Raw genomic sequence first — 10,988 nt, 5'->3', positions numbered from 1 at the left:
GCTGCTTGGAATTTTTGAAGTAGATACCAAGGTGTATAACAAGGATTTGGATATTCTAAGCGAAGCGAAAAATGAAAAATAACGGCGCGGATTTAAATTGGCCTTGCGTTAAAATTTTAAGAAATTTCGCATTGCAAGCGCATGCTAAATTAAATTTTAGAATTTAATGCCGCATCTAATGGAATTCCGTTAAATTTAAAAGCTGATTTAAGATTAATTTTACTAAAATTACAAAATTTTATTTCAAAGGATAAACGATGAGTTCTTTCATATTTTTCTTGCTTTTAATCGTAGGATTAATCGCATTTTTCGTAGTCCGTATCTATAATAATTTGCAAGCCAAAATGCAAGATATTAGAGAGCAGTTTTCAAATATCCAAGCCAGGCTCAAAAAACGCAATGATCTAGCCAGGCAGGTCATCGATATTGCCGCTCAATACGATGAAAGCGAGCGTTTTACGCATATAAATTTATCCAATTCATTAAATGCCGCCCAAAGCGTCGGCGCGCTATCGCAAGCCTACCCTGAGCTTAAAGCCAATCAGACCTATCAAACCCTTATGCATCAAATTAGAAACTATTGAACAAGATATTCTAGAAAAACGCGAAAGTTATAACTCCACCGTCAATGCCTATAATTCATATAGAAACGCCGTGCCACAGATATTCGTGGCATCAAAATTATCGTTTGATATAGTTCCGTATTTTAATATTAGCGACGACAATTTTAGCGAAAATAATAAATTTTTTGAGAAAGATGATAGTTTGAAGCTAAAAGACGCTATCAATGCATCGAGCAAAAAAAATCGTAGATACCGCTTCAAGCGTCAAAAAGAATATCGCAGATATGGCTGATGGTGTCATAAAATCTAAATATGATACAAATAGTGATACTTCCGCTACTTCAACCGAAGATGAAAAAGCCGGTAAGTCTTAACAAGCTCGGGCTAGCGGCCTATAAATTCCGTGAGATGGAATTTAACGCGGGACAATTAAGCAATAAATGATATAAAATCAAACACACCGCCTACTGAATTATAAAGACGCTTTTAATTAAAATTTGAGTGTCTTTAAAATTCGGCGCTTTATTAAATTTAATGCTCACTTCATAAAATTTAATGCTTCGCTTGCAGCGTTAAATTTCAATCTGCCCCTTAAATTTTATAAATTTAAACGCACTTAAATTTAATTGCACCAAGCCGTACTGGGCCTGTCTAAAAAGCCCAATTTAAGCAAGAATTTATTAAGTAAATTTTTAACTTTAAGCGGCGAATAAATATAAAATTTTAATTAAATCTAACGAAATTTAAGGTGCACGAATTCTAAATTTTGATAGAATGCCATTTAAAAATATCCTAAATTTCAGGAGGACATTATGGTTGATTTAGCTCAAATTTCGGCTAGACTTGATGCCGTTGAGCGTTTGCCGCGAATAAAAGCGGAGGAAAGCATACAAGAAAGGCTTAAAAGCAAGGGTTTTTCGCGCCGCGATTTTATGAAATGGAGCGGAGCGATGACCGCGATGCTCGGTCTTCCGGCCGCATTTGCGCCTAGCGTGGCGCGAGCTGCGGAGCTTGCGGATCGCTTGCCTGTGATCTGGCTTCATGTGGCGGAGTGCACGGGCTGTAGCGAGAGCTTGCTGCGCACCGACACGCCTAGCATCGACAGCCTTATATTTGATTACATCAGCCTAGAATACCACGAGACGATAATGGCTGCCGCAGGCTGGCAAGCCGAGGAAAATTTAGAGGGCGCGATCGAAAAATACAAGGGGCGCTATATCTTGATGGTAGAGGGTGGAATTCCAAGCGGGAAAAATGAATTTTTCCTAACCGTCGGACCTGAGGGCAAGAGCGGAGCTCAGCACTGCAAAGATGCTGCCAAAGGCGCTGCGGCGATATTTGCGATCGGCACCTGTTCGAGCTTCGGCGGTATCCAAGCCGCGGCTCCGAATCCGACCGGCGCCGTAGGTTTGGACAAAATCATAAACAAACCCGTCATCAACGTCCCGGGCTGTCCGCCTAGCGAAAAAAATATCGTCGGCAACGTGCTAAATTTCATCCTTTTCGGCACGCTTCCAAGCCTTGACGTTTACAACCGACCGAAATGGGCTTACGGGCTGCGCATCCACGATCTGTGCGAGCGTCGCGGACATTTCGACGCGGGCGAATTTGTAGAAAGCTTCGGCGATGCGGGCGCAAAAGACGGATATTGCCTTTATAAAGTAGGCTGCAAGGGCCCTTATACATTTAATAACTGCTCGCGCGAGCGCTTCAACTCCCACACTAGCTGGCCGGTACAGGCCGGTCACGGCTGCATAGGCTGCTCGGAGCCTGATTTTTGGGATCATATGGGACCTTTTGAGGAGCCTTTGGCGGATCGTCTTTACGAAAGCGTTTTCGGCGGGCTCGGCGCTGATGCTACCGCAGATAAGATAGGTGTCGGAATTTTAGCGATCACGGGTGTTGCGGTAGCGGCACACGCGGCGATTGCGTCATTTAAGAAAGATAAAGGGGAATAATCATGTCGCAAAGAATCGTAATAGATCCGATAACCAGAATAGAGGGACATTTAAGAATAGAGGTCGTAGTGGATGATGAAAACGTCGTCCGCGAGGCTTATAGCAGCTCGACGCTATGGCGCGGGCTTGAGACCATAGTAAAAAACAGAGATCCGCGCGATGCAGGATTTTTTATGCAAAGAATTTGCGGCGTCTGCACCTTCTCGCACTACAAAGCGGGCATCGTCGCGGTAGAAAACGCCCTCGGCATAACTCCGCCGTTAAATGCCTTGCTGACGCGCACGCTGATGGCTAACGCGCTATTTTTGCACGATCATCCGGTGCATTTTTATCAACTTCACGGACTTGATTTCGTAGATGTAGTAAGCGCTCTTAGCGCCGATCCTAAAAAGGCGAGCGAGGAGGCGTTTAAATACTGCGACACCCCTTATGCGTGCGGTGCGGATAAACTAAAAGAGGTGCAAGATCGCGTAGGCGCTTTCGTTAAAAAAGGCGCTTTGGGGCCTTTTGCCAATGCCTACTTCGGCCATCCTACATATAAGCTTAGCCCGGAGCAAAATTTGATCGCTCTTTCACATTATCTTGAGTGTTTGCGCATTCAGCGCACGGCGGCTCAGATGATGGCGATATTTGGTGCGAAGCAGCCTCATCCGCAAAGCCTCACCGTAGGCGGCGTCACCTGCGTGATGGATATCCTAAGTCCTGCGAGACTTGGCGAATATATGTCTAAATTTAAAGAGGTCGCAGACTTCGTAAATCGTGCCTACTATCCTGATCTAGTAATGGCTGCCAAAGCTTACAGTAATGAACCTAGCGTGCTAAATGATATCGGCGTGGCAAATTTATGGACTCATCAAGAATTTCAGCTTTCAAAGAACGAATGGCTATTTCAAAGCGGCATGATTATGAACGGCGATATTAGCAAGGTTTTGGAGCTTGATGAGAACAAGATTACCGAGGAGGCAACGCATGCGTGGTATAAAAACGATGCGGCGCTTCATCCTTACGACGGCGAGCAAGAGCCGAATTATACGGGCCTTAAGGACGGACAGAGCATCGACGCGCACGGCAAAGAAGCGCATACGAAGGTGCTCGATACCCAGGGCAAATACACCTGGATCAAGGCTCCGCGCTACGACGGCAAGCCGCTTCAGGTGGGACCGCTTGCAAATATCGTGGTAAATTACGCCAAGAAAAACGAGCGCGTAGTAAAGGTCGTGGATCAATTCCTAAAAGACGCCGGCTTGCCGCTTGAAGCGGTATTTTCGACGCTTGGACGAACGGCATGCCGTATGATCGAGGCTAAAGTCGTAGCCGACAACGGACTGATTGCGCTAGAAAATTTGATCGCAAATATCAAAAGCGGCGATACTGAAACCTGCGCAAAATATGTAATCGATAACTCCAAAGAGTACAAAGGTCGCTATATCGGTCACGTACCGCGCGGCGCACTTAGCCACTGGTGCAGGATCGAAAAGGGCGTCATCAAAAACTGGCAGGCGGTCGTGCCGTCTACTTGGAACGCCACGCCAAAGGACAAAGACGGCGCTATGGGCGCTTACGAATCCTGCTTGATCGGGCTTAAACTTGCCGATCTTTCCAAACCGCTAGAGATTATCCGCCGCATCCACTCTTACGATCCTTGCATCGCTTGCGCCGTGCACGTAATGGACGCTAAAGGAGCGGAGCTCGGCTGCTATAGGGTAGATCCCAGCAAAGGATAAACGATGAAAAAAAGATTTGCGGAATACGAGTTCTCAATCGGTCTTAGGCTCACGCACTGGCTGCGTGCGCTTTGCATTACGATTTTGGTGATCACCGGATATTACATCGCCTTTGTTTTCACCGCGCCCGAGGTGAGTCCCGAGCCGGTGCTTTTCATGCAGGCTAAATTTAGATTCGTGCATCTGATCTTCGGCTTTGCGATGATTGGCGCGGCGATCTTTAAAACCTACCTTTTCTTCTTCGATAAAAAGAGCAGAAAAGAGCTTTTGAGTATCAAGGATTTTTTTAGCCCGCGCGTCTGGATCGCTCAGATCAAATACTATATCTTTTTGGGCGAGCACCCGCATCTTCGCGGCGTTTATAACCCGCTACAGTTCATCTCCTATCTAGGCTTTTATCTAGTGCTATTCGTAATCTGCCTAACAGGTATGATATTATACGTGCACGTCTATCATGAGGGGCTCGGCGGCGCGCTATACGGTCTCTTGCGCCCGCTGGAAGCTGCGATGGGCGGTCTAAGTGAAGTGCGAATGATACATCATCTTTGTATGAATATCATCATAATCTTCGTGCCTATCCACGTCTATATGGCGGTCTTTAACGCCGTCAAGGGCAGGGACGGCGCGATGGATGCGATCGTAAGCGGCTATAAATTTAAAAAGGAAGAGCACGCTTGAGAGTGCTGGTACTGGGTATCGGCAACGTCATCTACGCGGACGAGGGCATAGGCGTGCACTTCGTCCGCGCGCTCGCGCAGAACTATAAATTTTATCCTAAAGCCGCCACACGAAATTCTATGGCGGGCGAGGATATCGCGGCGCAGAATTTTATGCAAGATTCTGTCCAAGTATCTGCGATACAAAATTCTACCTCGCAAAATTCCATAGAGCGAGACTCCTTAGAACATTCCGCAAAGCATAATTCCGCTTCAAATTCTACTTCACAAAATTCCGCAATAAATTCCGCAGCGCAAAGCTCTATCAATACGGACTTCATCGCCGTAAATTCAGCCACGCCGAGCAGTAGCGCGGATCAGATTTGCTTTATCGACGGCGGGACGCTGGCTAGCTTTTTGATGCCTACGATAGCGGAATTTGATGAAATTTTGCTCGTAGATTGTATAGACGCGGACGGCGCAAAGGGCGGCGAGGTGTATTTTTTCGACTACGACGCGATGCCTAAGCATATCAGCTGGAGCGGTTCGGCACACGAGGTCGAAATGCTTCAAACCCTGCAGATGATGGATCTTTGCGGCGATCTGCCTCACGTTAAAATTCTAGCTGTCGTGCCGCGGCGCATCGAGGAGGCGAGCTTTAAGCTAAGCTCCGCAATTTTAGAGTCCTCAAAAACTATGGAAAAAACGGCGCTTAAGTACCTATCGGATCTTGGTTTCGCGCATGAAAAAATCGCCGATCTTAGCGCCCAAGATATCGCGGATCGATTTGCAAAAAGGGGGCGAGATGATAGTAGCATATGAGTTTAACTACCTTAATGAAAACGCGATGATAGCGCACTTCTTGCTGTTTTATGCTCGCAAAAGCGCACTTGAGTTTTGCCTAAAAAAAGAGGCGAGCTTAATAAGCCTTTTCGTGCGCGGCGGCGAGGATGAAATTTTAAAATTTAGCGACGAGGCGATGCCGCTGATTCCAAACTCCATATTTTTGGCAAAATCCTCCGTGCGCGTAGTGGACGAGAGCAGCGCCGAAGCAAAAGCGCTGAAATTTAACGGCACGTTTAAAGATACCTCCTCGGGCGATATAAGCAAATTTTTAGAGGATGAAATTTCAAATGCAGCCGACCAGGCTAAATTTAATAACTTTACCCCGCGAGTGATGAAGGAATACCTCGCTCACTCCGAGCCCTCTCAAAACGAATTCGAAATAATAAGCGGCGCTAGCGTGCTTCATGAGGGAAAATTTGAAGCGGTAAACAGGGAGAATTTTGCCCGCTTGTTGGAGCTTTGCCGCATAAACTTATTTCATGCTCAGCAGGTGCAGATTAAGCGCGGCGGCGCAACTTTCACGCTCAAAGCGGACGTGGATTTTAGCGCCGATTTTCTGATAGCCGCAGGGGTGGGGGCGCTGGATGGGATTTTTGTGAGCGACGAAAAGAGTAAAATCGCGCTCGCAGCCTTCGAAAAGCCGCTCATAAGCCTAAAAACCAATGCGATCTTTAGAAAAAATCACGAGGACGCGCCTAGGTTTTTTGACGTAAAGCTTGCGGGCGACATATTCGTTTTTGCGCTGGGGCGCGCTTTGGCAAGCGACGAGATCTATTTTTTAAGCGCAAAATGCGAAAGCGCGGCGCAGAAAGATAAAATTTTTAAGGTCGCGCCGCTTCAAAACGGCTTTTTGATCGTGCAAAACGAGGATTTTTTAAGTGGCAGCGCAAGCTCTTATCTGAAAAACTCAAACGACAAAAACTCCGTTCTTTTTGCGCTTACGTGCCGCGAGAAGGGGGTTTTGAACGACTCCAAAAAACGCGTTTTGCGCTACTTTTTGGGCGTAGGTGCGGACGATGAGATCGCAATTTACGGCGAAAGCTCTAAGAAAATTCTGCTTAAATTTAATCTGCCGCGCAGTTTTGACGAGCTTAAGGCTCAAATTTGCGCGGACGAAACGGGCGCGAAGCTGCTTGAAAATTTCAGCGCCAAATTTAACGTAAACGCCGCGAAAATCGATGAAATTTTAAAAAGCACAAATGCGGGATTTTACGGTATCTTTAGCGTCGCCGCGCAGCTTATCTGGGGGCGCGATGCGGCGTTTTTGACTGCGAGCGCGGAGGATTTTGCGGGCGGCAAAGGGGTGCGACTCGATTTTTGCACGGACGAGCGCGGCTGCGTGCAAGCGGATAAAATTTTGCGTTCGGCGATGAGCTATGCGCTCGCAGGCGCCAATGAAAAGCTGTTTGCGTTCGGATTTTTCGATAGTTTGGGCTATTTTTTAAGCGATCTGGCGTATGAGCGCAAAGAGGACTTTGACGTTTTGATCTTCGGCGGCGCGATGTTTAGTGGGCGCAAATTTGCGGATTTGATGCTTAAGCTTTGCAAAAATTTTGACGCGAGCTTTAGCGACAGCTTCGCACTTCAAGCTCGCTAGATTGGGTGTATATGCGAATTTTCGGCAAAGCTTCAAAACCTTATCCGCAAAATAGCGAGTTGCGCGGACATTGCGGCGCCGATAGCCGCGCCATACGGGCTAAGCTTAGTGCAAACGAGACCACGCGAAATTTCAAAAAAGCGGCAAAGGGCGCGGGCGTGAAGGATCAAATTTTATTAAATTTAGAGCATATTTTGAGGCGCCCGGTACGTTTTACCCGCCCGCTGCGAGCGCAACTTGCTTGCAAAACAGCTCCTGCACCGCGCAATTTATGAAAGCACATACATGAAAGCGGCTAAATTTGAGGTTTTCGGAGCAGTGCAGGGGGTCGGGTTTCGCCCGTTCGTCTATAAACTCGCCGTGGATTTGGGGCTAAAAGGCGAGGTTTATAACGACGGCGAGGGCGTTAAAATCATCGTTTGCGCGGACCTTTCCGAGCCGCAAAAAGGCTCGATTGATAAAAATTTCGCCCCTTTAAATTTCGATCAACTCAATTTTAATGAAAATCAAGCGCAGAAAGTATCGTCATCGGCTGCTCGGTCTTTAAATTCTGCCGAGGCGGATTCTAGCGAGACCGCGAGCTCGTCACTAAATTTTACGGGCTCAAATTTAAGCCAGGACTCCATTTCGCCGCAAAGCGCACCGAGCTCGCCGAATAATTCGGTCGGCTCGCTACGTGATCTAGCAAACGATTTAGCAAACCTGCCCGATTTGACGAGTTTGCCGCATGATTTGACGGATGATTTACAAGCCGCAGCGAGCGAGAAATTTTTACCAAACCTATTCAAGACCGATCTAAACGAACAGGGCTCCATTTTGCCCGCTTCGTCGGATCAAAATTTCATCGTGCAAAATTCGTCGCAGCAGCGCGGTATGTCGCAGAATGAATCGTCGCAAGGCTTGCAAAATATTAAGCGCGACTTGCAAGGCGCGAAGCGGGATTTACAGGACTTTAAACACGATCCGCAAAGCACCGAGCAAGATCTGCGCGAAGAGGAAATTTTAAAAATTTTCGAAGAGCGCCTTCGCGGCGAAGCGCCGCCGCTTTGTCGTATCGATAAAATTATCCGCACCGATCTAAATACACAAGATTTTATGCAGAATTTTACTGATTTTAAGATCACGCAATCCAAGGATGGGCGTAAATTTAATCCGATTTTGCCCGATTTTGCGATCTGCGATCAGTGCAAAAAAGAGTTTTACGACCCGCAAAATCCACGCTTCCACTATCCTTTTATCAACTGTACGGATTGCGGTCCGCGCCTTAGCATCATCGCCGCGCTGCCGTACGACCGCGCAAACACCACGATGAGGGCGTTTGAGATGTGCGAGTTCTGCCGCGGCGAATACACGGATCCGCTCACACGCCGTTATCACGCCGAGCCGATCTCCTGCCCGCACTGCGGTCCGCAGCTGTTTTTATGCGGCGCGGGCGGTGAAATTTTATCAAGCGGCGAGGAGGCGATAGCGCGCACGGCGGAGCTTTTGCGGCGTGGACAGATCGGCGCGATCAAGGGGATGGGCGGCTTTCACATCGTCTGCGATGCGACGAACGAGCGCGCGGTACACATGCTACGAACGCTAAAAAAACGCCCGAGCAAGCCTTTTGCGATCATGTGTCGCGACGCAGCGCAGGCATACCGCTCAGCGAGCCTAAGCGCGGAGGAAGAGGCGCTGATAGATTGCAATGTCAAGCCGATCGTAATTTTAAAAAAGCGCGAGTTTGTTTGGCGCACGCTGGCGAGCTTTGCGGCGAATTTCGGCACGCAAAATTTAAAGACGCGAGGCGAAAATTCTATATCGCCGAGATTTGCAGGCGAGCAAGAAGAATCGGCGCAAGAGCAGGACTCTGAGCTACAAAATTTACGCAATTTTGCGGCACAAAATTTTAGCACGCAAAATATTGGAGTTTGCGCGGAGCAGGGCAGGTTGCAGAGTGCGCAAATTCTTAGCAAGACGACGCACCGTAATTTCGCCTGCGATACGCTAGCAGCAGACGACTCGCAGTGTGCGGCAAACAAGCTAAAGTACGCATCGGACAGGTCTGGTTCACAGTATGCGGCTAAAAATTTAAGCCTACCGCAAGCAGAAGGCGAGCTAAAGCTGCGACATACAGCTAATGAGTTAAATTTACAGTCCGCAGCGGATAGCCAAGACTTGCAATGCGCGGCGAAGAAGCCTGATTCTTGGCTTGCAACGGACGAGTATATTTCGCAAAATTCGGCGAATATGCAGGGCTTGCGACATGCTGAGGATGGGGTGGACTTGCAGCGCTCGGTGAGCGAGCCGAGTCCGCAACAGACGATAAATTTGCAAGGTTCGTGCTCTGCACAGGCGTGCACGGCGGACGCGTGCGGCGCCCATTCCGATAGCGAGGGCGATTTCGTGCGTTTGCCCGCAAGCTTTTCGGCGATTTTTAGAACAGGCGCGATTTTTATCGCTCCAAGCGTGGCGCCGAACCTTAATAAAATCGGCATTTTTCTCGCAAATACCGGCGTGCATCTGCTGCTTTTTGAATACTTTGATCGCCCGATCGTCGCTACTAGCGCCAATATCAGCGGCGAGCCCATTATTTTTAGTAGCGAGGAGTTGCGCGCGAAGCTGGGCGGCGTCATCTCGTTTTACCTGGACAATGACCGCGAAATTTTAACGCCGAGCGACGATAGCATCGCCTTTTTGCAGGAATTTAAAAAAGAAGCTGCAAGCGCGAAGGCAAACGATCGCACGCACGATATATACACGCTTGAGACCCAGACTCACAGCGAGAATATGGCGCGAAATTTTGAAGCACCACATGCTATGTCGCTTCCCTCGATCGATACGAAGTCCGATTTGAACGTGATTATAAAGCGGCAGGCGAATGAAAATACGTCAAACTCGAAAAGCGATGATCTGAAACGGGCAAATTCCAAGCAAGGCTCGAAGCGTGATCCGAGTGAAGGTCTGCAAAGCTCGCAAGTAGCCGTTTGCGAGCTAAAAAATTCGCAGAATTTATCCAAAAAAGCAAAAAACGAGCAAGAAAGTGCCGCGCTAGGTAGCATCTGCGATGCGGCGGCAGCCAATAAAAGCGCCGCTGCGGCGATAGATAGTTGTGACGCGCTCTCGGATGACGGGCACAACGTCGTGGCATCAAACGATGAACGCGACGGTGCATCTTTAAATTTTAAAAACGGCGTGGCATTGATTGATATGAAGCGCCGCAGCCCCGAGAACGCGAAAAATTTTAAAAAAGCAAAAGGCGAGCAGGGCGCGGCAACATTGAGCGATAAATTTGGCGCCGCACCTTCAAATTTAAAAAGCGACGTAGCGGCGTCAAGCGAAGTCATGCATAATATCGCAGTCCCGGATAGCGAGCGCTTTGCGACTTCAAATAGTAAGCGAGGCGCGATCCCAGGCAGCCAGGACACAACATTAAATTTTAAAAACGGCGTCGCAGCGTTAAATTTCAAAAGCGCGAACGATCAAGCGAGCGGAATTTTAGATCGCGCGCTGTTTTTGCGAACATCTCGCGGAATGAACCCAAAAATTTTCCCTAGCAAATTCCGCGCCAAAGGCACTTTTCTAGCGCTCGGAGCGGAGCTTAAAAATGAGTTTGCGATCTACAAAGACGGGCAAATTTTCATCTCGCCCTACATCGGCGATCT

The 10,988-nt window shown here is 48.1% G+C and carries 8 protein-coding genes and 1 pseudogene; all 9 read left to right on the top strand.

Annotated elements, in window-relative coordinates; translation table 11 throughout:
- Nucleotides 1-257 precede the first annotated feature (257 nt).
- A complete protein-coding gene (locus tag Q0238_RS01915; protein WP_297942361.1) occupies nucleotides 258-584 on the top strand; it encodes a hypothetical protein in 327 nt (108 codons plus the stop codon).
- On the top strand, nucleotides 487-855 hold the full coding sequence (locus tag Q0238_RS12235) for a LemA family protein (RefSeq protein WP_363317114.1): 369 nt from the start codon (nucleotides 487-489) through the stop codon (nucleotides 853-855). The genes Q0238_RS01915 and Q0238_RS12235 overlap by 98 nt, the downstream gene beginning before the upstream one ends.
- A 520-nt stretch (nucleotides 856-1,375) precedes the next feature.
- Nucleotides 1,376-2,521 (top strand): hydrogenase small subunit, encoded by a 1,146-nt coding sequence (locus tag Q0238_RS01905; RefSeq protein WP_297942356.1) that lies wholly within the window; start codon nucleotides 1,376-1,378, stop codon nucleotides 2,519-2,521.
- Between the two features lie 2 nt (nucleotides 2,522-2,523).
- The gene (locus Q0238_RS01900) at nucleotides 2,524-4,245 is read left to right on the top strand and encodes a nickel-dependent hydrogenase large subunit (RefSeq protein ID WP_297942353.1); all 1,722 of its coding nucleotides are present in this window, start codon (nucleotides 2,524-2,526) and stop codon (nucleotides 4,243-4,245) included.
- A 3-nt stretch (nucleotides 4,246-4,248) separates the two neighbouring features.
- The gene (gene cybH / locus Q0238_RS01895; RefSeq protein WP_005870440.1) at nucleotides 4,249-4,923 is read left to right on the top strand and encodes a Ni/Fe-hydrogenase, b-type cytochrome subunit; all 675 of its coding nucleotides are present in this window, start codon (nucleotides 4,249-4,251) and stop codon (nucleotides 4,921-4,923) included.
- Nucleotides 4,920-5,015: pseudogene (locus Q0238_RS01890) on the top strand (hydrogenase expression/formation protein); the annotation flags it as partial. The gene cybH and the pseudogene Q0238_RS01890, both read left to right, overlap by 4 nt.
- A 27-nt stretch (nucleotides 5,016-5,042) precedes the next feature.
- Entirely contained in the window at nucleotides 5,043-5,723 is a 681-nt protein-coding gene (locus tag Q0238_RS01885; RefSeq protein WP_363317115.1) for a hydrogenase maturation protease, read from the top strand.
- Nucleotides 5,707-7,344, top strand: a complete 1,638-nt coding sequence (locus tag Q0238_RS01880) for a hypothetical protein (RefSeq protein WP_297942349.1) — start codon at nucleotides 5,707-5,709, stop codon at nucleotides 7,342-7,344. The genes Q0238_RS01885 and Q0238_RS01880 overlap by 17 nt, the downstream gene beginning before the upstream one ends.
- Nucleotides 7,345-7,629: 285 nt before the next feature.
- A partial coding sequence (locus Q0238_RS01875) for a Sua5/YciO/YrdC/YwlC family protein (protein WP_297942347.1) occupies nucleotides 7,630-10,988 on the top strand: 3,359 nt, incomplete at its 3' end.

This window comes from uncultured Campylobacter sp. (assembly GCF_938045775.1).
Classification (GTDB): domain Bacteria; phylum Campylobacterota; class Campylobacteria; order Campylobacterales; family Campylobacteraceae; genus Campylobacter_B.
Note: the sequence above shows the minus strand (reverse complement) of the source record. Positions and strands in the feature narration are given on the sequence as shown.

What these genes read in the sequence shown, in the direction of transcription:
- Q0238_RS01915 (WP_297942361.1), top strand. Translation starts at nt 258, where the DNA reads ATGAGTTCTTTCATATTTTTCTTGCTTTTAATCGTAGGATTAATCGCA.
- Q0238_RS12235 (WP_363317114.1), top strand. Translation starts at nt 487, where the DNA reads ATGCCGCCCAAAGCGTCGGCGCGCTATCGCAAGCCTACCCTGAGCTTA.
- Q0238_RS01905 (WP_297942356.1), top strand. Translation starts at nt 1,376, where the DNA reads ATGGTTGATTTAGCTCAAATTTCGGCTAGACTTGATGCCGTTGAGCGT.
- Q0238_RS01900 (WP_297942353.1), top strand. Translation starts at nt 2,524, where the DNA reads ATGTCGCAAAGAATCGTAATAGATCCGATAACCAGAATAGAGGGACAT.
- cybH (WP_005870440.1), top strand. Translation starts at nt 4,249, where the DNA reads ATGAAAAAAAGATTTGCGGAATACGAGTTCTCAATCGGTCTTAGGCTC.
- Q0238_RS01885 (WP_363317115.1), top strand. Translation starts at nt 5,043, where the DNA reads ATGGCGGGCGAGGATATCGCGGCGCAGAATTTTATGCAAGATTCTGTC.
- Q0238_RS01880 (WP_297942349.1), top strand. Translation starts at nt 5,707, where the DNA reads ATGATAGTAGCATATGAGTTTAACTACCTTAATGAAAACGCGATGATA.